This is a genomic window from Streptococcus sp. HMSC072D05 (genome assembly GCF_001815805.1).
GTDB lineage: Bacteria > Bacillota > Bacilli > Lactobacillales > Streptococcaceae > Streptococcus.
The window spans coordinates 465982-488258 of record NZ_KV822038.1; the positions used below are offsets into that span (position 1 = coordinate 465982).

The following is a 22277-nucleotide window of genomic DNA, read 5'->3' on the forward strand; positions in this document are numbered from 1 at the left end:
GATGTTTTAAAGCGATTTCTTTTTATTGTTGAAAGATATTTCGCGAACAAAAAACTCAAAAAAGTAAAAAAAGTACTTTACAAGCTCTTGTAAACATGATATAGTTATAAGGCTTAGAAAATGAGATGATGTTTTCTAGCAAATATAAACCCGAGTAAAAAATGCCTACGGACAGGCAGGGTTGAATGCCGAAGCGTGGTTGAAAAGCCACATTATTGATAGGGTTAAAAGCCTACTTTTATAAGTTGATGTTAGGACGCTTGTCCTAATTCATAAATTTTAGTGTGGTGAAAGCACACGTCATCTTGTGAAACGATCAATAAAGTACGTAATATTTGCTACTAGAGAGTTAGGAAACATCGGGAACAGACATACTCAACAGAAACCAAAATAAACACGTCAGAAGATTGCAGAGCAGGTGAAAACCTGCTCTTTTTTCATAAGTCAACCTTTAGGCGCCTTTATCTTTTTGAGGTGCTAAAAATACGGTAAAGGAGTATGTCTTGAAGAAGTTAGATCAAAACCAAGCCCCAATTTATGAGGCCTTGGTCAAGCTACGCAAGAAAAGGATTGTCCCCTTTGATGTGCCAGGTCACAAGCGTGGACGAGGAAATCCAGAACTTGTCGAACTATTAGGAGAAAAATGTGTTGGCATTGATGTCAATTCGATGAAACCCTTGGATAATCTCGGTCATCCTATTTCGATTATTCGGGATGCAGAGGAGCTGGCTGCGGATGCTTTTGGTGCAGCCCATGCCTTTCTCATGATTGGGGGAACAACCTCATCAGTTCAGACCATGATTCTTTCGACCTGTAAGGCAGGAGATAAGATTATTCTGCCACGAAATGTCCATAAATCTGCTATCAATGCGCTGGTTCTATGTGGTGCCATTCCCATCTATATCGAGATGAGTGTAGATTCTAAAATCGGCATCGCTTTAGGTCTTGAAAATGACCGTGTTGCGCAGGCAATTAAGGAGCATCCAGATGCCAAGGCCATTTTGATTAACAATCCTACTTACTATGGAATTTGTTCAGACCTAAAGGGTTTAACGGAAATGGCTCACGAAGCTGGCATGATGGTTTTAGTAGATGAAGCCCATGGAGCGCATTTGCATTTTACAGATAAATTGCCACTATCTGCTATGGATGCTGGAGCTGATATGGCGGCGGTCTCTATGCATAAGTCTGGTGGGAGTTTGACCCAGAGCTCCATCCTGCTTATCGGGGAGCAGATGAATCCTGAGTACGTTCGTCAGATTATCAACCTGACCCAGTCAACATCAGCATCTTACTTGTTGATGGCTAGTCTGGATATTTCACGTCGTAACTTAGCCCTTCGTGGCAAAGAGTCTTTTGAGAAAGTCATTGAGCTATCCGAGTACGCTCGTCGTGAAATCAATGCTATCGGTGGTTACTATGCTTACTCAAAAGAGTTAATAGACGGTGTGTCGGTCTGTGATTTTGATGTAACCAAGCTGTCCGTTTACACTCAGGGTATTGGCTTAACAGGTATCGAAGTTTATGACCTCCTGCGAGATGAATACGATATTCAAATTGAATTTGGTGATATCGGCAATATCTTGGCTTATATTTCAATCGGTGACCGCATCCAAGACATCGAGCGCTTAGTCGGTGCTTTGGCTGACATCAAGAGGCTCTACTCGAGAGATGGAAAGGACTTGATTGCTGGTGAATATATCCAGCCCGAGTTAGTCCTATCTCCTCAGGAAGCCTTTTATTCAGAAAGAAAAAGTTTAAGCTTAGACGAATCTGTTGGACAAGTCTGTGGGGAATTTGTCATGTGCTATCCTCCAGGAATTCCTATCTTGGCTCCAGGTGAACGGATTACACGAGAAATTGTAGACTATATCCAATTTGCCAAGGAACGTGGTTGCTCCCTCCAAGGGACGGAAGATCCAGAAGTCAATCACATCAACGTTATTGATAGAAAGGAGAACTAGATGGATTTGTGGTTTTCTGAAGTTCATACTCCAGATGTGAAATTGTCCCTGAGAACAGCCAAGCAACTCTACGCTGGTAAGAGTGAATGGCAGGATATCGAAGTATTAGATACGCCAGCTTTTGGGAAAATACTGATTTTAAATGGGCACGTCTTGTTTTCAGATGCGGATGATTTTGTCTACAACGAAATGACGGTCCACGTTCCCATGGCTGTCCACCCAAATCCAAAGAAAGTCTTGGTTATTGGGGGTGGTGACGGCGGTGTTGCCCAAGTATTAACCCTCTATCCTGAACTGGAGCAAATCGATATTGTAGAACCAGATGAGATGTTGGTTGAGGTTTGTCGTGAGTATTTCCCAGACTTTGCTGCAGGGCTAGATGATCCTCGTGTTACCATTTACTACCAAAATGGTTTACGCTTTTTACGAAACTGTGAGGATGATTACGATATCATTATCAACGATGCGACAGATCCATTTGGACATACGGAAGGGCTCTTTACCAAGGAATTTTACGGTAACAGTTACAGAGCTCTGAAGGAAGACGGGATCATGATTTACCAGCATGGGAGTCCTTTCTTTGACGAAGATGAGTCAGCTTGCCGAAGTATGCACCGTAAGGTCAATCAAGCCTTTCCAATCAGTCGGGTTTATCAGGCGCACATCCCAACCAGTCCAGCTGGCTATTGGCTATTTGGATTTGCATCGAAAAAATACCACCCTGTCAAAGATTTTGACAAGGAAGGCTGGAGAAAACGCCAGCTTTTCACAGAATACTACACTGCAAACTTACATGTGGGGGCCTTTATGTTGCCCAAGTATGTAGAAGACATTTTAGAAGAAGAGGAAGGAAAAAAATGAGTCGTTTATTAGTTATTGGATGTGGGGGCGTTGCCCAAGTTGCTATTTCAAAGATTTGCCAAGATAGCGAAACCTTTAAAGAAATTATGATTGCTAGCCGTACCAAGTCAAAATGTGATGACTTGAAAGCTAAACTGGAAGGCAAAACAAGTACAAAGATTGAGACAGCTGCTCTTGACGCTGACAAGGTTGAAGAAGTGATTGCCTTGATTGAAAGCTACAAGCCAGAAGCCGTTTTGAACGTAGCTTTACCATACCAAGACTTGACCATTATGGATGCTTGTTTAGCGACTGGAGTTCACTATATCGACACAGCTAACTACGAGGCAGAGGATACAGAAGATCCTGAGTGGCGTGCCATCTACGAAAAACGCTGCAAGGAACTTGGTTTTACAGCCTACTTTGATTATTCATGGCAGTGGGCTTATCAGGAGAAATTCAAAGAAGCAGGCTTGACAGCTCTGCTTGGATCTGGTTTTGACCCAGGTGTGACTAGTGTCTTTTCAGCCTATGCTCTCAAACATTACTTTGATGAAATCCACTATATCGACATTCTAGACTGTAATGGTGGTGCCCACGGTTATCCATTTGCGACGAATTTTAATCCAGAAATCAATCTCCGCGAGGTTTCTGCGCCAGGTTCTTACTGGGAAGATGGAAAATGGGTCGAAGTCGAAGCCATGTCAATCAAGCGTGAGTATGACTTCCCTCAAGTTGGACAGAAAGACATGTATCTCCTTCACCATGAAGAAATCGAATCACTTGCCAAAAACATTCCAGGTGTTAAACGCATTCGTTTCTTTATGACCTTTGGGCAATCTTATCTAACGCACATGAAATGCTTGGAAAACGTTGGTCTCCTTCGTACGGATGCTATTAACTTTAATGGACAAGACATTGTGCCAATCCAATTTTTGAAAGCCTTGCTTCCAGACCCTGCAAGCCTTGGCCCACGCACTGTTGGAAAGACCAATATCGGCTGTATCTTTACAGGTGTCAAAGACGGTGTTGAAAAGACCATCTATATCTACAATGTTTGCGACCATCAGGAATGTTACGCAGAAGTTGGGTCACAAGCAATTTCTTACACGACAGGCGTTCCAGCCATGATTGGTACCAAATTAGTGATGAACGGAACCTGGAAACAACCTGGAGTTTATAACCTTGAAGAATTGGATCCAGATCCATTCATGGAAGCTCTGAATGAGTATGGATTACCTTGGGTTGTGGTTGAAAATCCGCAAATGGTGGACTAATGAAGTTAGAACAAGTACCAACGCCAGCTTACGTCATTGACTTGGCCAAGCTAGAAGCAAACTGTCGCATTCTAAAATATGTACAAGAAGAAGCTGGATGCAAAGTTTTACTTGCCCAAAAGGCTTATTCCCTCTATAAAACCTATCCCTTGATTAGCCAGTATCTATCTGGTACGACGGCTAGTGGACTTTATGAAGCTAAGCTCGCTAGAGAAGAGTTTCCGGGGGAAGTCCATGTCTTTGCTCCAGCTTTCAAGGATGCAGACTTGGAGGAATTGCTGGAGATAACGGACCATATCGTCTTTAACTCAGAGAGACAATTACGAAAATATGGTCCACGTTGTCGTGAAGCTGGTATCAGTGTCGGTTTGCGCCTCAACCCTCAATGTTCTACTCAAGGAGATCACGCGCTCTATGACCCTTGTGCTCCGGGATCTCGGTTTGGAGTTAGCCTAGACAAGATACCGAGTGATTTGCTGGACTTGGTGGATGGCCTTCATTTTCACACACTTTGTGAGCAGGGAGCAGATGATTTAGAGACAACTTTGAAAGCTGTAGAAGAACAGTTTGGACCTTATTTACATGAGGTCAAATGGCTCAATATGGGTGGCGGCCACCACATAACGAGAGAAGACTATGATGTGGATTTGCTGATTTCTGAAATCAAGCGTATCCGAGAAACTTACAATCTTGAAGTCTATATCGAACCGGGTGAAGCCATTGCGCTCAATGCGGGCTATCTAGCGACTGAAGTCTTAGATATCGTTGCAAATGAGATTGAGGTTCTAGTTTTAGATGCTTCGGCAACTTGCCACATGCCAGATGTTCTTGAAATGCCTTATCGCCCACCTTTGAGAAATGGCTTTGAGGCTCAGGAAAAACCCCATACTTATAGACTTTCATCCAATACCTGTCTAACAGGGGATGTCATTGGAGATTATAGCTTTGAAAATCCAGTTGAAATTGGAGATAGACTCTATTTCGAAGATATGGCTATTTACTCATTTGTCAAAAATAATACCTTTAACGGTATTGGCTTGCCAAGTCTCTATCTTATGAACGAGCAGGGGGACTGTAGCTTAGTCAAAGCCTTTGGCTATCAAGACTTTAAAGGGAGATTATCATGATAGAAACTCCGAAAAAAGCAGGCTATCGTATGTCAGCAGAGTACGAACCCCATCATGGCACCCTCATGATATGGCCGACTCGACCAGGTTCATGGCCTTTTCAAGGAAAGGCGGCTAAAAGAGCTTTTAGCCAGATTATCAAGACCATAGCAGAAGGGGAAACTGTTTATCTTTTGGTGGAGCAGGATTATCTATCTGAAGCCCAATCCTATCTAGGAGACAAGGTTGTTTATTTAGATATTCCTACTAATGATGCCTGGGCGCGTGATACTGGGCCGACCATTCTCATCAATGATAAAAAAGAAAAGTTGGCAGTCGATTGGTCTTTTAATGCATGGGGTGGCGCTGTAGATGGTCTTTATCAAGATTATGAAGAGGATAACCAGGTAGCCAGTCGTTTTGCTGAGGCCTTGGGAATGCCTGTCTATGATGCTAAACATTTTGTACTGGAAGGCGGCGCGATCCATAGCGATGGTCAAGGAACCATTCTTGTGACTGAAAGTTGCCTACTAAGCGCTGGTCGCAATCCTCATCTCAGTAAAGAGGAAATCGAGAGAAGATTATTGAACTATCTTGGCGCTGAAAAAGTTGTCTGGCTTCCTTATGGTATTTATCAGGACGAAACCAATGAACACGTTGATAATGTTGCAGCCTTTGTCGGTCCTGCAGAGCTTGTCTTGGCTTGGACAGATGATCAAAACGATCCCCAATATGCCATGTCAGTAGCTGATTTAGAGCTCTTAGAGCAAGAAACAGATGCAAAAGGGCGTCACTTCACCATTCATAAGCTTCCTATCCCAGCTATTCGTCAAGTTGTCACTAAAGAAGATTTACCAGGCTATACCTATGAAGAAGGGGAAGAAGAGCGTTATGCAGGTGAACGTCTTGCAGCTTCCTATGTCAATTTTTATATTGCCAACAAGGCTGTCTTAGTGCCCCAGTTTGAGGATGTAAACGACCAAGTGGCCCTAGATATCCTCAGCAAGTGTTTCCCAGACCGTAAGGTCGTAGGAATTCCAGCCAGAGATATTCTCTTAGGTGGTGGCAATATTCACTGTATCACCCAACAAATCCCAGAATAGGAGAAAAAGATGAGAAATGTTAGAGTTGCAGCGATCCAGATGCAATGTGCCAAGGATGTGGCAACAAATATCCAAACCGCAGAGCGTTTAGTACGTCAGGCTGCAGACCAAGGCGCACAAATCATTCTCTTGCCTGAATTATTTGAACGTCCCTATTTCTGCCAGGAACGCCAGTATGACTACTACCAGTATGGCCAGTCAGTGACAGAAAATACAGCCATTCAGCATTTTAAAGTGCTTGCTAAGGAATTACAGGTTGTTTTACCGATCAGTTTCTATGAAAAAGATGGCAATGTCTTGTATAACTCAATCGCCGTCATTGATGCTGATGGAGAAGTGCTGGGCGTCTATCGGAAGACCCACATACCAGATGACCATTATTATCAAGAAAAGTTTTATTTTACGCCTGGCAACACTGGCTTCAAGGTCTGGGATACTCGCTACGCTAAGATTGGGATTGGTATCTGTTGGGATCAATGGTTTCCTGAAACAGCGCGCTGTCTTGCTTTGAATGGTGCTGAATTGCTCTTTTATCCTACAGCCATTGGTTCAGAGCCTATCTTAGATACGGACAGTTGTGGTCACTGGCAACGTACCATGCAAGGGCACGCAGCAGCTAATATTGTCCCAGTTATTGCAGCCAATCGCTATGGCTTGGAAGAAGTCACTCCTAGTGAGGAAAATGGTGGACAGAGTTCCAGTCTTGACTTCTACGGTTCCTCCTTTATGACGGATGAAACAGGAGCTATTCTAGAGAGAGCTGAAAGACAAGGAGAAGCTGTTCTGTTAGCAACTTATGACCTTGATAAGGGAGCAAGCGAGCGCCTAAATTGGGGACTGTTTCGTGATAGAAGACCCGAAATGTACCAACGAATTACGGACTAGAAGGTAAATTTCATAATAAACATTTAATATTCACGCCTGTCTTACAAAAATGTAAGATAGGCTTTTTAAATGTAAGATGGGTGTACGATTATACGTGGAAATGTATGCTATACTCTATGTAGATCAAAAAGAAAGAGGTTTATTATGAAAAAATGGAATGCAACGCAGTTGAAGTATCTGATGGCGGCAGTAATGGTTCTGGACCATATCCCTCATATCACCGGAATCGTTTCTCCTTTGTGGGAAGGTATCTTTCACGCCTTGACCCGTTGTGTCGGAGTTTGGTTTGCCTATATGGCTATGGAAGGCTTCATCCATACTCGAAATTTGAAAAACTACCTCATCCGTCTTTGGAGTTGGGCGCTGATCATGTTTGCTGGAAATAGCCTTCTCAATACTCTGTTTGCCTCTAAGGGTGTAATGGTTACTAATAATATTTTCTTGACTTTGGCCATCGGTGTCACCATGCTTTGGCTTGGTTTTCCCAGCAAAGCGCTGGATAAAAAGGAGAAGTTGTGGCGTCGGATTGGGGTTGCTGGTCTCTTGATTTTCGGTTGTCTTTTTACTGAGGGTGGTATCACCATGCTGCCATTTCTCTTGATTAGTTACTCTTGCCGAAATTGTAAGGGATTGCGAAATCTCCTTTATGCTTTTCTGTGGGCCTTCTTGTTAGTGACTTCCATCCAAATATACGACACATGGTACCAAACACTGGAAATGATGCTTTTCAATTCTGACTGGCTCTTTATCACCGTATTTCCTTTTATGGCCTTGTATAATGGACAGCGAGGGAAAGAAACTAGTTGGAGTAAATTTTTCTTTTATATTTTCTACCCAGCTCATTTATGGATTATTACCCTGATTGCTTATTTGGTTAAGTAGATTCAATATTCATTAGCTCCTTCTTGCTTAAAATGCGAGAGGAGCTTTTCTGTATCTGGAATTCCCAACAAAACATGTTATAATAGTTTTAGAAAGGACGAGGTTTATGGCGAGCATACTTGTAGTTGAAGATAATAATGAAATCCAGGAAATTTTAAGAACCCTTCTTGCAGAGGAACACGAGGTGATTCAAGCATTTTCTGGGACAGAAGGTATCATGCAATTTGATAAAGGTGGCATCGATCTCGTTTTGCTAGATATCATGCTCCCTGGGAAAAATGGCGACCAAGTCTTGCAAGCTATTCGACAAACTAGTCAGACTCCGGTCATCATGCTTACTGCTTTGGGTGATAAAAAGCTCATCAGCCAATATCTCTTAGATGGTGCCAATGATTATGTAGTAAAACCTTTTGATTTGGACGAAGTCTTTGCCAGAGTCACCGTGCAATTACGCCAAAGTGGTGAACATCAGTCAGAAGATCGAAGAGAAATTGATAACCTCGTACAAAACTTTAAAAATATCCAGTTCGATGCGGATAGTTTTGAAATAAGTAGCACAACTGAAACCATTCGCCTTGCAAAGAAGGAGTGTCAGATTCTCCAAATGTTGCTCCAGCATCCTAAAAAAATCTTCACCAAAGAAGAACTCTATGAATTGATTTGGGAAGAAAGTTACCTGCCTGGAGACAATACGCTCAACACTCATCTAAGCAATCTCCGTAAAAAACTGCACCAACTAGATCCAAATCATGAGTACATCGAAACCATTTGGGGAGTTGGTGTTCGATTAAAAGGAGACAAGTAATGATTTACATTTTGATATCAATATTACTCCTCATTAACATCATTTTGGCGATTTCTTTGATTCGCTATCATATAGCAATTAGAGATTTAAGCAGACAAATAGAAGAAAAGATTCGCTCTGGTAGCATGAAGAGGATCGGGGTAAATTTCTTTTCAAAGACCATTTTGCATCTACATAACCAAATTGAGAATCTATTTCAAGAAGTGGAGCAAAACCAGCTAATCATGAAGCGTGAAAAACGCACCCTAGATATGGCAATCAGTAACATTGCTCATGATATTCGGACACCTTTGACAATCGCATCAGGATATACTCAGCAACTAATAAAACACCCCGATAATAGTTCAGAAACCTTAAATAAAATAGCCCATCATCAGGATTTGGTTTCCAAACGGTTGGAGGCTCTCCTCGAATACCGTCATTTGATGGAAGGAGCAGTCAAACCGAAACTGGAAGAACTTGATTTATCAACTTTTATAACGAAAAAGACTTTAGCTTATTACGACGTTTTTCAATCTTCACAGATTGTTCTTGATTTTAATGTTGAACCAGGATTGAAAACGACGACTGATGAGGACTTGCTTGATCGAATTATACAAAACCTCCTTGGAAATGTTCTCAAGCACGGCAAGGAGAAGGCTCGACTTTCTTTGAAGAAGGAAGACAATAGGCTTGTTTTGGAAATTGATAATCTTGTCAAAAAATCTATCAAGAATATTGACAATCTCAGCAATCGTTTTTATTCTGAAAATATGTCAGATACTGAAGAATCCTCTGGTTTAGGTCTCTATATTACCGAGGAATTAGTTCATCTTCTTGGAGCGGAAATTAAGCTAGCCACTGATGGAGAATGGTTTTCAGTCTTTATTTATCTTTAACAGAAGAAACCTCCTCTATATCCTAGAGGAGGTCCTTTTTATAAGCTTTTCTTCTTGAAAATAATCAGTCCACTGAAAGAGAAGAAAAGTATGACTGTTACGCAAACCGTGATGGTATAGAGAATAGCTTGACTATTAGTAGTCATAGCATAGGCAAAATCTAGAATTAAATATCGTAGAATTTCAATGTCTGGGAAAACAAGAATTGGAATAGAAACGACAATAGAGCTAATCAGATAACCAATAAATACGGCAAGATAAGAATGAGTTAGGTAGAGAATAAAGGAGACAATCGAAAGCCAAGCTAGAAGGCAGAGAAATTGAAGGGAAATCGTCAAGAGGAGATTAGTAACAAAACCATCAGGTATCGTACCAAGTCCATTTAGTAGAGTCGCGGGAATAAAGGCAATCACAAGACTGGTGATGAGTTGTAAGAGAGCGATACTTGCTAGTACAAAGAATTTAGCAAGGAAAAATTCTGTACGAGAAACGCCGACTGTCAAACTATTTTTATAGAGCTTGCCGATTAGATCGACCCCAAGAACTAAACATACTAGAATAATACAGAGGAAAACGAGGTTTGAGCCGTTATTTGACGCGTTGATTAGAGCTTCTATCCCATTCCAACCATGGGTAGGAGTCTCAGGTGGTGCTGTTTGAACTGTCATTAGATGTCCTGTAGCGCCAATAGTAGCACCCAGTAACATAAGTACAAAGAGAATGAATTCTGTAATCCAGAATCCTTTGGAGCGGAAAAGACGGTAAAAATCTGCTTGAATAGTATGTATCATGATTTTTCTCCTATTCTACCAATTGGGTGAAGTATTCTTCTAGGTTTTGACGGGCAAAGTAAATCTCATCAATAGCAACATCGGACAAAGTTAGTTGCTTAAGAATCTGTTTGACATCTTGTTCATTACCAAAGATATGGATTTCATTTTCAGGGTTCACAACCTTGAACTGGAGTTGGATTTGTTCTTTCAATACCTGACAAGCTCTTTCTTTGCCGCTTGTTTTAAGCACAATATAATCCTCACTCAGTGTTTCAAATTCCGCTTTGCTGATTTCACGGATAATTTTACCTTGATCCAGAATACCAAAGCGATTAGCTAAGAGATAGAGTTCTGACAAGATATGGCTAGAAATGAGGATAGTTATGCCTTTTTCTTGATTGAGTCGCTGGATCATGAGACGAAATTCTTTGATCCCAATTGGGTCGAGACCGTTAATGGGTTCATCAAGAATCAGGAAATCAGGTTTGGATAGGAGGGCAATGGCAATGCCAAGTCTTTGTTTCATTCCTAGTGAGAAATCACGAAAGACTTTTTTCCCTGTATCTGACAAGCCAACATAGTCCAAGGTCTCATGAATCACCTTATCAGCATTTGGAATATGACGTATCATACAATAATATTTCAGATTCTGGTATGCTGTTAAGTGATTATGGGCTACAGGCGATTCGATAACTGAACCGACTCGAGATAGAGACTTGGTCCACTCATTTTGTTCTTGACTAGAAAAGAGGGAAACTGTACCTTTGTCCGAAAATAATAATTGTGTAATGATTTTGATAAGAGTAGTTTTTCCTGCTCCATTTTTTCCGATTAGTCCATAAATATCTCCCTCTTTTATGCTTAGACTAAGATCTTGAAGAATAGCTTGTTGACCGAATTGTTTGGTCAGTCCATGAATTTCGAGTACTGTTTTCATGATTTTCTCCTTTTGATTTATTTTTCTAACTTTAGTATAAGCTATAGAAATCAAAGAAAGCTCAAGTAATTCTAAAGAGTTTCTAAAGTTTTGTAATTCTAAAAAAAACAAAACCCAGTTGATATGAACTGGGCTTCTCAATTATAAAATATACTTCTCAATGGCACGCGCAACGCCGTCTTCTTCATTGCTGGCTGTAACGTCATTAGCAAGGGATTTGACATAATCGCTGGCATTTCCCATAGCAATGCCGAGGCCTGCAAACTGAAGCATTTCGATATCGTTATTGGCATCGCCCATGGCCATGATTTCTGAGGAATCAATCTTCAAAATCTGAGCTAGACGTGAAAGAGCAGTAGCCTTTGTTGTTCCAAGTGGCATGGCTTCATAAATGACAGGCTGCGAACGAACACCGCTAAATCGTTGACAGAGTTCTGTCGCAAACCGCTGCTCAAAATCGTCTGTTTGCTCTTTGGTGCCTAAAAACATCCCCTGAAACATACGGTACTTACCACTGGTGGCTTCCTCAAGGGAAATTTCAGTTAGGTCTGAAAAGACTAGCTTGGCATCATTTTGAACAATTTGATTAGGCTTGCCACCGAGAACAAAATAATGTTTCTCATCAAAAAGAGTCAACTGGACGTCGCTTTTTTCTGCTAGGTCATAGAGGTATTCGATGTCAGCTGGACTGAGTTCTTGCCAGTCCACTAGACTCCAGTCACTGGTCTGATGGGTTGAACAACCGTTATTGACGATGACATACTCATTCTGAAGGTCCAGTCCCAGTTTTTTGTAGTAAGGAAGGACACCGAAAAGCGGGCGACCTGTACAGAGAACCAGTTTGACACCTTTTTCAATGGCTTGGTGAATGGCAGTGATGTGGGCTTGTGGGATTTCCTTGGCTTCGTTAAGGAGGGTTCCGTCCATATCCAAGGCTAGTAGTTTAATCATAAGACTTCCTTTTCTAGGTGTTTTGCTTTTATTATAGCATATAGACTATGAAATGTCTGACAGAATAGTAACATTTGACTTTCCTTTTCTTGAAAAAGAAAATAAAATCTTATATAATATGTATACTTAATATTTAAGGAGAAATAATGTCAAAGTATCACTTTAATTCAATTTACAAAAATGATGAAACAGAATCTACAGGCCTTCTTTTCATCAAAGTCTACAACAAGTGGGAAAGCAATTTAAAAAGAGTCTTGAAATCGGATGGCCTCACTTTGCCCCAATTTATCGTTTTGACTTCGCTTTTGTTTCTGTCTAATAGAGAGGAATATGTAACGCAAGTTGATATTGCTCGGTTCACTGGTATGGATGTCATGACGGTTTCCCAGATTGTTAGGCTACTGGAGAAGAAAGACTACATTAGACGCGACCAACACCCAAAGGATAGTCGGGCAAAACTTGTCTCAGTGACGAAGTCTGGCGCGGAGAAGGTCAATCAAGCTTTACCTTTAGTAGAAGGGATTGATGAAGAATTTTTTGATAAACTTTCTGAAGATAGAGAAAGTTTTAATCGTTTGTTAGTAGAGTTGGAGGATAAAAATGCCTAGATATTGGGTCGGAGTTGTTTCGAAGAACCATGTTTTAAGAGGAGTTGAAGGGAATTTTTGCCAGGTCTGTCATGGAAAGGGCGGCCCCTTAAACCGTATGAAAAAAGGTGACTATCTTTTATACTATAGCCCAAAATACGATATAAATGGTCAAGATAAGTTACAGGTTTTTGTGGCCGTAGGTAAAATTACAGATGACAAAGCCTATCAAGTAGAGCAGTTTGAAGGATTCTTTCCCTTTAGACGAAATGTTGAGTATTATCAACCAGTCAAAGATTGCTCCATAGAAATAGCCAGACAGCATCCTGAATGGAGAGACTATACTTCTCGACTTCGTTATGGACATTTTGAAGTTTCCAAAGACTTTTTTCTCTATATCTTTCAGCATATGAAAGTGGATGATGAAGCATGATTGATTTGCTAATTAAATGATTGTCAACTAGAATTTTGGATTTGGACTGTGAAACGAACTTTGCTATAATAGAGTAAGAAACTTTGATAAAGCAAACGAGGCTGAGATGAAATTACTTTATACTGATATTCGGACTTCTTTGACTGAAATTTTAACGAGAGAGGCAGAAGAGCTAGTTGCTGCAGGCAAGCGGGTCTTCTACATCGCCCCCAACTCTCTTTCTTTTGAAAAGGAACGCGCCGTGCTGGAATGCTTGTCCCAGCAGGCTTCTTTTGCGATTACCGTCACGCGTTTCGCTCAAATGGCTCGTTATCTGGTTTTAAATGATTTGCCTGCCAAGACCAGTCTTGATGATATTGGTCTTGGGATGGCTTTTTATAAGTGCCTTGCGGAACTCGATTCCAAGGATTTACGTGTTTATGGTGCGATTAAACAAGATCCTCAATTTATCCAGCAGTTGGTTGAACTTTATCATGAGATGACGACTGCTCAGATGAGCTTTTTGGACTTGGAAAGTTTGACGGATGAGGATAAACGAGCAGATTTACTCTTGATTTTTGAGAAAGTAACAGCCTATCTCAATCAAGGTCAGTTGGCTCAGGGAAGTCAGTTGTCCCATTTGATTGAGGCTATTGAGAATGACAAGGTAGGTAGTGATTTTAGTCAGCTTGCTCTGGTCATTGACGGTTTTACCCGTTTTTCTGCTGAGGAAGAGCATGTGGTGGATCTGCTCCATCGAAAAGGTGTTGAGATTGTTATTGGGGCTTATGCAAGCAAGAAAGCCTATATCAGTCCGTTCACTGAAGGGAATCTCTATCAAGCCAGTGTGGAATTTCTTCATCATTTGGGGACAAAATACCAAACACCTGCTCAGGATCGTTCTCAGACTCATGAGAAAATGGATAGTTTTGACAAGGCCTCTCGTTTGCTGGAGTCTTCTTATGACTTTTCAGAACTCACCTTGGATATCGATGAGAAAGACAGGGAAAACCTGCAAATCTGGTCTTGCTTGACGCAAAAGGAAGAGTTGGAGTTAGTAGCGCGTAGCATTCGTCAGAAATTACATGACCATCCAGAACTGAGTTACAAGCATTTTCGTATTCTCTTGGGTGATGTGGCTTCTTATCAGTTATCCTTAAAGACCATTTTTGACCAGTACCAGATTCCATTCTATCTTGGTAGAAGCGAATCCATGGCTCATCATCCCTTGACCCAGTATGTGGAGTCAATTTTACGTTTAAAACGCTACCGTTTCCGTCAGGAGGATTTGATTAATCTTCTCAGAACAGGCTTGTATACTGACCTCAGTCAAGCTGATATCGATGCCTTTGAGCAATACCTCCGCTATCTTGGTATCAATGGCTTGTCAGCCTTTCAGCAAATCTTCACAAAATCCCACCATGGAAAATTTGATTTGGAACGTTTGAATGCCATTCGTCTGCGAGTTTTGGCGCCACTTGAAACCTTGTTTGCCAGTCGGAAACAGAAGGCTGAAAATCTCTTGCAAAAGTGGAGTGCTTTTCTAAAAAACGCTGCTTTAAGCAAGCAGATGCAAGCTTTAACATCCACTATGGAAGTCCTAGAGCAGGAAAGACAAGCTGAAGTTTGGAAAGCTTTCTGTCATGTTTTAGAACAATTTGCGACCGTTTTTGATGGTTCACAAGTGAGTCTGGAGGACTTCCTATCCTTACTCCACTCTGGAATGAGTTTATCTCAGTATCGCACTATTCCAGCGACAGTGGACACTGTTCTGGTGCAGAGTTACGATCTGATTGCACCTCTGACCGCTGACTTTGTCTATGCCATTGGACTGACTCAGGATCATTTACCAAAAATTGCGCAAAATACTAGCCTTTTGACAGACGAAGAGAGACAAAGCCTAAACCAAGCGACAGAGGAGGGAGCACAATTGCTGATTGCAAGCAGTGAAAACCTCAAGAAAAATCGTTATACCATGCTTTCTTTAGTCAATGCTGCCCGTAAGCAGTTGGTGTTATCCGCTCCAAGTCTTTTCAATGAAAATGAGAGTAAGGAATCTGTCTATCTTCATGAACTGGTGAGTTTTGGATTTAGCCGAAGAGAAAAGAGAATGAACCATAAAAATCTTAGTAAAGAAGATATGGGTTCTTATCACAGTCTCTTGTCCAGTCTGGTTGCTTATCATCAGCAAGCGGATTCTAGTGTAAATGAACAAGATTTAACTTTTGTCACTGTCTTGGCGCGTGTCATGGGGAAAAAACTTGATCAGAAAGGTCTTACAAATCCTGCACTCCCAACTAGTCCAAGTAGCAAGCCATTAGCAAAGGATACCTTGCAGGCTCTCTATCCTGCTGACAAAGAGTTTTACCTGTCTACCTCTGGTTTGACAGAATTTTACCGCAATGAATACAGTTATTTCCTCCGTTATGTCCTTGGTTTGCAGGAAGAATTACGCCTGCGCCCAGATGCTCGCAGTCACGGGAATTTCTTGCACCGTATTTTTGAGCGTGCCTTGAAACTGCCTGCTGAAAATCCGTTTGACAAACGTCTGGAACAAGCTATCCAAGAAACCAGTCAAGAACGCGAATTTGAAGCCATTTATCAGGAAAGTTTGGAAGCCCAGTTTACCAAGGAAGTTCTACTTGATGTCGCGCGAACTACGGGCCACATCCTTCGTCATAATCCAGCCGTCGAAACCATCCAAGAGGAGGCAACATTTGGTGGCAAGGATCAGGCCTTTATCCAGTTGGATAATGGTCGCAGTGTCCATGTGCGAGGCAAGGTTGACCGTATTGACCGCCTGAAAGCTGATGGAGCGTTAGGAGTGGTAGACTACAAGTCTAGTCTTACTCAGTTCCAGTTTCCTCATTTCTTTAATGGGCTTAATTCCCAACTGCCCACCTATCTTGCTGCCCTAAAAAGAGAAGGGGAGCAGAACTTTTTCGGTGCCATGTACTTGGAAATGGCTGAATCAGTCCAATCTCTCTTGACCGTTAAGAGTTTGGCAGGAGCGGTAGTAGAAGCCAGCAAGTCTATGAAATATCAAGGCCTCTTTTTAGAGAAAGAAAGTAGTCATTTAGGCGAATTTTACAATAAAAACAAGGCCAATCAGCTGACAGGCGAGGAATTCCAGCTCTTACTAGACTATAATGCCCATCTTTACAAGAAGGCAGCTGAGAAGATTTTACAAGGTCAGTTCGCCATCAATCCATACACAGAGAACGGAAGAAGTATTGCCCCATACGTTCAACAACATCAAGCCATTACAGGATTTGAAGCTAATTACCATTTTGGTCAAGCTCGTTTCCTAGAAAAGTTAGACCTAGCCGATGGCAAACGACTGGTCGGAGAAAAACTCAAGCAAGCTTGGTTTGAAAAAATGAGAGAGGAGTTGAATCGATGAAGCCCATTTCCTTTTTAATTGAGGAAGAAATTCAAAAATTGCAAGAAGCAGAAGCGAGTTCGAACAAGGAACAGAAGAAAACAGCCGAGCAAATCGAAGCCATTTATACTGCTGGGCAAAATATCCTAGTCTCAGCGTCTGCTGGTTCAGGGAAAACCTTTGTCATGGCAGAGCGCATTCTGGACCAATTAGCCCGTGGTGTAGAAATCAGTCAACTCTTTATCTCGACCTTTACCGTCAAGGCTGCTACTGAACTCAAGGAACGCTTGGAGAAAAAAATCAGCCAGCAAATCCAAGAAACCGTTGATGTCGATCTCAAACAACACTTGGGACGCCAGTTGGCAGACCTGCCAAACGCTGCCATCGGAACCATGGACTCCTTCACACAAAAATTCCTAGGAAAACATGGCTATCTGATTGATATCGCACCGAACTTCCGTATTCTGCAAAATGAAAGTGAACAGTTACTCTTAAAGAACGAAGTTTTTCATCAGTTTTTTGAAGATCATTACCAAGGTGAAAATAAAGAGAGCTTTAGTCGATTGGTCAAGAACTTTGCTGGGCGTGGCAAGGATGAAAGAGGTCTGCGCCAGCAAGTCTACAAAATTTATGATTTCCTTCAATCCACTAGTAATCCTCAAAAATGGCTTAGTGACTCGTTCCTCAAAGGGTTTGAAGAAGCTGATTTTGCTAGTGAAAAAGAAAAACTAACTGAGAAAATCAAGCAGGCGCTTTGGGATTTGGAAATCTTTTTCCGTTATCATCTGGATAATGATGCCAAGGAGTTTCCCAAAGCTACCTATTTAGAAGCTGTTCAACAGGTTCTGGATCAAATTAGCTCCATAAATCAAGAGTCCGATAGCCAGGCTTATCAAGCAGTGCTTACGCGTGTTGTCGCAATATCGAAAGAAAAGAATGGTCGAGCTCTAGCTAATTCTAGTCGTAAGGCCGATTTGAAGCCACTGGCTGATGCCTATAACGATGAGAGAAAGGCCCAGTTTGCTAAACTAGGACAACTGTCAGACCAGATAACCATTCTCGACTATCAAGAGCGTTATCATGGAGACACCTGGGAGTTATCTAAAACCTTCCAAACATTTATGAGTGATTTTGTGGAGGCCTATCGTGAACGTAAACGCCAGGAGAATGCCTTTGAATTCGCTGATATCAGCCATTACACCATTGAAATTCTAGAGAATTTCCCACAAGTCCGCAAGGCTTATCAGGAACGATTCCACGAAGTCATGGTCGATGAGTATCAGGATACCAACCACATTCAAGAACGGATGCTGGAGTTGCTGTCGAATGGTCACAATCGCTTTATGGTTGGAGATATCAAGCAGTCTATCTACCGTTTCCGTCAGGCAGATCCGCAGATTTTCAATGAAAAATTCCAACGCTATGCGCATAATCCTCAAGAAGGCAAGTTGATTCTCCTCAAGGAAAATTTTCGTAGTAGTTCGGAAGTGCTATCTGCAACCAACCATGTCTTTGAACGACTCATGGACCAAGAGATTGGAGAAATCAACTATGACAGCATGCACCAGCTTGTTTTTGCCAATAGCAAACTAACTCCCAATCCAGACAACAAGGCAGAATTTCTCCTCTACGATAAGGACGACAGCGGGCAAGAGGAGGAAGAGAGCCAAACAGAAACTAAACTCACTGGGGAAATGCGTCTGGTCATCAAGGAAATCCTGAAGCTTCATCAGGAAAAAGGTGTTGCTTTCAAAGAAATAGCCCTTTTGACCTCTAGCCGCAGTCGAAATGACCAGATTCTCCTCGCCCTGTCAGAGTACGGAATTCCAGTTAAAACCGACGGAGAGCAAAACAATTACCTCCAATCCCTAGAAGTGCAAGTCATGTTGGATACCCTTCGTGTCATCCACAATCCTCTCCAAGACTATGCCTTGGTTGCCCTTATGAAGTCTCCAATGTTTAGCTTCGATGAGGACGAGCTGGCACGTTTGTCCCTTCAAAAAGCAGCTGATAAAGTACAAGAGAATCTTTATGAGAAACTGCTTCATGCTCAAAAACAAACAGCTGAGCAGAAAGAGTTAATTCACAAACCTTTAGAGGAAAAACTAAATCAATTCATGGATATTTTGGATTCTTGGCGCTTATATGCCAAAACCAACTCCCTTTATGACCTGATTTGGAAGATATACAACGATCGTTTTTACTATGATTATGTCGGAGCTTTGCCTAACGGTCCTGCCAAACAAGCCAATCTCTATGCTTTAGCTTTGAGAGCAGACCAGTTTGAAAAGAGTAATTTCAAGGGCTTGTCTCGTTTTATTCGTATGATTGACCAGGTTTTGGAAGCACAGCATGATCTTGCAAGTGTAGCCGTCGCACCGCCTAAAGATGCAGTGGAACTCATGACCATTCACAAGAGTAAAGGTTTGGAGTTTCCTTATGTCTTTATCCTCAACATGGATCAGGACTTCAATAAGCAAGACTCGATGTCAGACGTTATTCTCAGTCGTAAAAATGGGCTTGGTGTCAAATACATTGCCAAGGTGGAAACAGGAGCAGTAGAAGCCCACTATCCGAAAACCATTAAACTCTCCATTCCTAGCCTCACTTATACGCAAAATGAAGAAGAGCTACAACTGGCTAGCTATTCTGAGCAAATGCGTCTACTGTATGTTGCTATGACACGGGCTGAGAAAAAGCTCTATCTTGTCGGTAAGGGCTCTCGTGAAAAGCTAGAAGCCAAGGAGTATCCAAGATCTGAAAACGGAAAACTCGATAAACATACCAGACTTCAAGCCAAGAATTTCCAAGATTGGATCTGGGCGATCACTAAAGTATTTGCCAAAGACCATCTCAACTTTAGCTATCGTTTTGTTGGTGAAGACCAGCTGACCAGAGAAGCTATCGGAGAATTGGAAAACAAGAGCCCTCTACAAGATAGTTCTCAAGCAGACAATCGCCAGTCAGAAACTATCAAAGAAGCTCTGGAAATGCTAAAAGAAGTAGAAGTCTATAATACTCTTCACCGTGCGGCTATTGAACTTCCTAGCGTCCAAACTCCTAGCCAAATCAAGAAATTCTACGAACCAGTAATGGATATGGAAGGGGTACAAATTGCTAACCAAACCAAATCAACAGAGAAGCAAATCAGCTTCGATTTACCAGATTTTTCAACTAAAGAAAAGGTAACTGGAGCTGAGATTGGTAGTGCCACTCACGAACTCATGCAGAGAATTGACCTTAGTCAGCGACCAACACTTGCTAGCCTGAAAGATACTCTCAAACAAGTTCAGACTAGTCCAGCTGTAAGAGACAAGATCAATCTTTCTAAAATTCTCGCCTTCTTTGAAACACCACTTGGTCAGGAAATTCTCGCTAATACCGGCCATCTCTATCGCGAGCAACCTTTTTCTATGCTCAAGCGGGACCAGAAGAGTCAAGAAGACTTCGTTGTCCGTGGGATCTTGGATGGCTATCTGCTTTATGAGGATCGCATCGTTCTTTTTGACTACAAGACTGACCGTTATGATCAACCAAGTCAACTCATAGACCGCTACCGTGGTCAGTTAGCCCTATACGGAGAGGCCTTATCTCGAGCCTATTCGATTGAAAATATTGAAAAATACTTGATTTTACTCGGCAAAGACGATGTTCAAGTTTTAAAAGTATAATCTAGAAAGGAGACCTCATGCCACTTCCAGTTAGAAAATCCTTGCACGATGCGGTTTTACAGGCTTCAAAAGCCGATACTTGGGATCAAGCTACCAAGGAATGGAATGAAGTTTCCTTGATTTTTAATGGCATTGGCCGTAGTAATTGTGTCTGCGGGAACGCCATAAAATACACCTACGAACTCTTTAACGGAGTTACAGGCCAACGTCTCTTCCCTATAGGAAGCGACTGTGTTCGCCATTTTCATCGTATTAGCCTCGATCAGCAACTGGAAGAGGAAGAAAGACTACTCAGAAAAGTTGAAAACCTAACCAGAAAGGCCCAGAAAAAGGAAAAAATCAATATCAATAAAAGCGATTTTGACGAAAAACTTCTAAAATGGTTTTGGGAAAAAGGTGTTTTCAAAGCCAATCGTGGCAATCAATTCGCGCCTGAGAGAGACTATCAGCTCTTCCTAGAGGTCTTTCTAGGCGGAAGTTGGACCAAGGCAGATCCAAAGAAGAAGGCTCGTATGGAAGAAGTGCTGGAAAAGTGTATCAAACCTTTTCTACTTGGTAAGACCGATGACCAACTCTACCTTGTCAAACTAGGCAAGGAGAAAATCGACTACGAGCAGCATCTACGGATTCAAGCAGAGAAAGAACGCAAGAAGAGAGATAAAATCGCCAAGCAATACGCTGACAATCTCATTCTTGCCATGGGACCTGCAGAACGAGCCTATCAAGATTACTTTGGCTTTACAGAAACCTTGACCCAAGAAGAACGAAAATGGGAAAAAATCCTCTTTGGAAAAAATAGAGAAGAACGGGCTATCAAGGCTAAACAAAACCAGAAAGAGCTGGAAAAGGATCAGCGGATTGCAAATCAAGATCCTATTGAACGAAAGCAGAAGCAGACTTGGCTTCTTAATTCCTATTTTCGGGATTTGCCTGATGAAAAAGCTAGATTTTCTCGGCTTCTATTAGAATATCGAAAAAGTGGAGAAGTACTCTTTTCAGATGAATACTTATCTGAGCATCTCATCGATTTTTTCTACAAGATGAGAGCCTTTGAGTTTGAAATTGCACCAGAACAAGTCCGCGATTTTCTAAAAGAATGCCTTCAGGCAGAACATCTATCATCAGCACAAGAAAGCTGGATTAGAGGAATTTTAACAAATTGCCTTCATCCGTTTTTAGATAGGTTACTCATATAGAAAAAATCCTACCTTGTCTATGCATGGTAGGATTTATGTATCTCCGAAGATGTACTGGTAAAGTTGGACGACTTTCTGAAAACATTGTGTGTCCATTCTTGTTATTTTTTGAGCATTACGCATCCGAAAATCAAAGGTATACAGTTGAAATGGATTGACAGCGCCATCTACCTTGTCCGATGAGACAGGAACGAGCAAGCCTTTTTCTGCCAAACGACGTTGGCCGTGAGTGATAGGACAGACAGCCACAAATCCAGTTTGCAAGGCATATTCTCTCCTAGAAACTACCAAGGCAGGTCGCCTTTTCTGAATCTCCCGACCGACTGATGGATCAAAGTCCAGCCAAATGATATCCTGCTTTTCAGGAATATACTCAGATTTCGCTATCAAGTGATCTTACCCCTTCAAAATCATTTGTCATTCTCAAATCAGTAATCCCATCAAAAGGATCTTTCAGTTTTGGAGCTAAGACAATGACTCCGTCAATCCCTTTGTAGACAACCATTTCTTGACCTTCTGTCATACCTAAATTTTTAGGAATGGTCACAGTGAGAGAATTCCCTACCTTCCGAGTCTTTACTGTATTCATTGCTCTACCTCCACGAATTAGTATACACTAAGTATATAC

At 41.6% G+C, this 22277-nt stretch carries 19 protein-coding genes; 14 read left to right on the forward strand and 5 right to left on the reverse strand.

Features of this window, described 5'->3' with window-relative positions; translation table 11 throughout:
* The first annotated feature begins 503 nt into the window (after nucleotides 1-503).
* From HMPREF3057_RS08110 to HMPREF3057_RS08150, 9 genes are all read left to right on the forward strand, one after another.
* On the forward strand, nucleotides 504-1964 hold the full coding sequence (locus HMPREF3057_RS08110) for an aminotransferase class I/II-fold pyridoxal phosphate-dependent enzyme (RefSeq protein WP_049518682.1): 1461 nt from the start codon (nucleotides 504-506) through the stop codon (nucleotides 1962-1964).
* Nucleotides 1965-2825 carry a polyamine aminopropyltransferase gene (gene speE / locus HMPREF3057_RS08115; protein ID WP_000366719.1) on the forward strand — a complete coding sequence of 287 codons (861 nt, stop codon included), beginning with the start codon at nucleotides 1965-1967 and terminating at the stop codon, nucleotides 2823-2825.
* Nucleotides 2822-4081 (forward strand): saccharopine dehydrogenase family protein, encoded by a 1260-nt coding sequence (locus tag HMPREF3057_RS08120; protein WP_070697153.1) that lies wholly within the window; start codon nucleotides 2822-2824, stop codon nucleotides 4079-4081. The genes speE and HMPREF3057_RS08120 overlap by 4 nt, the downstream gene beginning before the upstream one ends.
* Nucleotides 4081-5208, forward strand: coding sequence for a carboxynorspermidine decarboxylase (nspC, locus tag HMPREF3057_RS08125; protein WP_070697155.1), 1128 nt, complete (start codon nucleotides 4081-4083; stop codon nucleotides 5206-5208). Before HMPREF3057_RS08120 ends, nspC begins: the two co-directional genes overlap by 1 nt.
* A complete protein-coding gene (gene aguA / locus HMPREF3057_RS08130) occupies nucleotides 5205-6290 on the forward strand; it encodes an agmatine deiminase (protein WP_049518687.1) in 1086 nt (361 codons plus the stop codon). The genes nspC and aguA overlap by 4 nt, the downstream gene beginning before the upstream one ends.
* Before the next feature lie 9 nt (nucleotides 6291-6299).
* Nucleotides 6300-7175: an N-carbamoylputrescine amidase gene (gene aguB, locus HMPREF3057_RS08135; RefSeq protein ID WP_070697157.1), complete on the forward strand. Its 876-nt coding sequence runs from the start codon at nucleotides 6300-6302 to the stop codon at nucleotides 7173-7175.
* Between the two features lie 144 nt (nucleotides 7176-7319).
* Complete coding sequence (locus HMPREF3057_RS08140) at nucleotides 7320-8057, forward strand: TraX family protein (RefSeq protein ID WP_070697159.1); 738 nt, start codon at nucleotides 7320-7322, stop codon at nucleotides 8055-8057.
* Between the two features lie 106 nt (nucleotides 8058-8163).
* Nucleotides 8164-8862, forward strand: coding sequence for a response regulator transcription factor (locus HMPREF3057_RS08145; RefSeq protein ID WP_000146580.1), 699 nt, complete (start codon nucleotides 8164-8166; stop codon nucleotides 8860-8862).
* The gene (locus HMPREF3057_RS08150; RefSeq protein ID WP_000639365.1) at nucleotides 8862-9740 is read left to right on the forward strand and encodes a sensor histidine kinase; all 879 of its coding nucleotides are present in this window, start codon (nucleotides 8862-8864) and stop codon (nucleotides 9738-9740) included. The genes HMPREF3057_RS08145 and HMPREF3057_RS08150 overlap by 1 nt, the downstream gene beginning before the upstream one ends.
* A gap of 38 nt (nucleotides 9741-9778) precedes the next feature.
* Here the strand turns inward: HMPREF3057_RS08150 and HMPREF3057_RS08155 are convergent, their stop codons facing one another.
* The 3 genes from HMPREF3057_RS08155 to HMPREF3057_RS08165 all read right to left on the reverse strand — a co-directional run bounded on the left by HMPREF3057_RS08155 (nucleotide 9779) and on the right by HMPREF3057_RS08165 (nucleotide 12401).
* Nucleotides 9779-10531: an ABC transporter permease gene (locus HMPREF3057_RS08155; RefSeq protein WP_070697161.1), complete on the reverse strand. Its 753-nt coding sequence runs from the start codon at nucleotides 10529-10531 to the stop codon at nucleotides 9779-9781.
* 10 nt (nucleotides 10532-10541) lie between these two features.
* Entirely contained in the window at nucleotides 10542-11450 is a 909-nt protein-coding gene (locus HMPREF3057_RS08160) for an ABC transporter ATP-binding protein (RefSeq protein ID WP_070697163.1), read from the reverse strand.
* Between the two features lie 141 nt (nucleotides 11451-11591).
* Complete coding sequence (locus HMPREF3057_RS08165) at nucleotides 11592-12401, reverse strand: Cof-type HAD-IIB family hydrolase (protein WP_070697165.1); 810 nt, start codon at nucleotides 12399-12401, stop codon at nucleotides 11592-11594.
* A 146-nt stretch (nucleotides 12402-12547) separates the two neighbouring features.
* Here HMPREF3057_RS08165 and HMPREF3057_RS08170 point away from each other — a divergent pair, with 146 nt between their 5' ends.
* From HMPREF3057_RS08170 to HMPREF3057_RS08190, 5 genes are all read left to right on the forward strand, one after another.
* Complete coding sequence (locus tag HMPREF3057_RS08170; RefSeq protein ID WP_070697167.1) at nucleotides 12548-13009, forward strand: MarR family winged helix-turn-helix transcriptional regulator; 462 nt, start codon at nucleotides 12548-12550, stop codon at nucleotides 13007-13009.
* A complete protein-coding gene (locus HMPREF3057_RS08175; protein ID WP_070697169.1) occupies nucleotides 13002-13421 on the forward strand; it encodes an EVE domain-containing protein in 420 nt (139 codons plus the stop codon). Before HMPREF3057_RS08170 ends, HMPREF3057_RS08175 begins: the two co-directional genes overlap by 8 nt.
* Before the next feature lie 106 nt (nucleotides 13422-13527).
* The gene (gene rexB, locus HMPREF3057_RS08180) at nucleotides 13528-16803 is read left to right on the forward strand and encodes an ATP-dependent nuclease subunit B (protein ID WP_070697171.1); all 3276 of its coding nucleotides are present in this window, start codon (nucleotides 13528-13530) and stop codon (nucleotides 16801-16803) included.
* Entirely contained in the window at nucleotides 16800-20453 is a 3654-nt protein-coding gene (addA, locus tag HMPREF3057_RS08185) for a helicase-exonuclease AddAB subunit AddA (protein ID WP_070697173.1), read from the forward strand. The genes rexB and addA overlap by 4 nt, the downstream gene beginning before the upstream one ends.
* 17 nt (nucleotides 20454-20470) lie before the next feature.
* Entirely contained in the window at nucleotides 20471-21649 is a 1179-nt protein-coding gene (locus HMPREF3057_RS08190) for a hypothetical protein (RefSeq protein WP_070697175.1), read from the forward strand.
* A gap of 33 nt (nucleotides 21650-21682) precedes the next feature.
* On the opposite strand, the gene HMPREF3057_RS08195 is transcribed toward HMPREF3057_RS08190, so the two are convergent.
* Together HMPREF3057_RS08195 and mazE are read right to left on the reverse strand one after the other, a co-directional pair.
* On the reverse strand, nucleotides 21683-22039 hold the full coding sequence (locus tag HMPREF3057_RS08195) for a type II toxin-antitoxin system PemK/MazF family toxin (RefSeq protein WP_000560808.1): 357 nt from the start codon (nucleotides 22037-22039) through the stop codon (nucleotides 21683-21685).
* The gene (gene mazE, locus HMPREF3057_RS08200) at nucleotides 22023-22238 is read right to left on the reverse strand and encodes a type II toxin-antitoxin system PemI/MazE family antitoxin (RefSeq protein ID WP_001098942.1); all 216 of its coding nucleotides are present in this window, start codon (nucleotides 22236-22238) and stop codon (nucleotides 22023-22025) included. The genes HMPREF3057_RS08195 and mazE overlap by 17 nt, the downstream gene beginning before the upstream one ends.
* Between the last annotated feature and the right edge of the window lie 39 nt (nucleotides 22239-22277).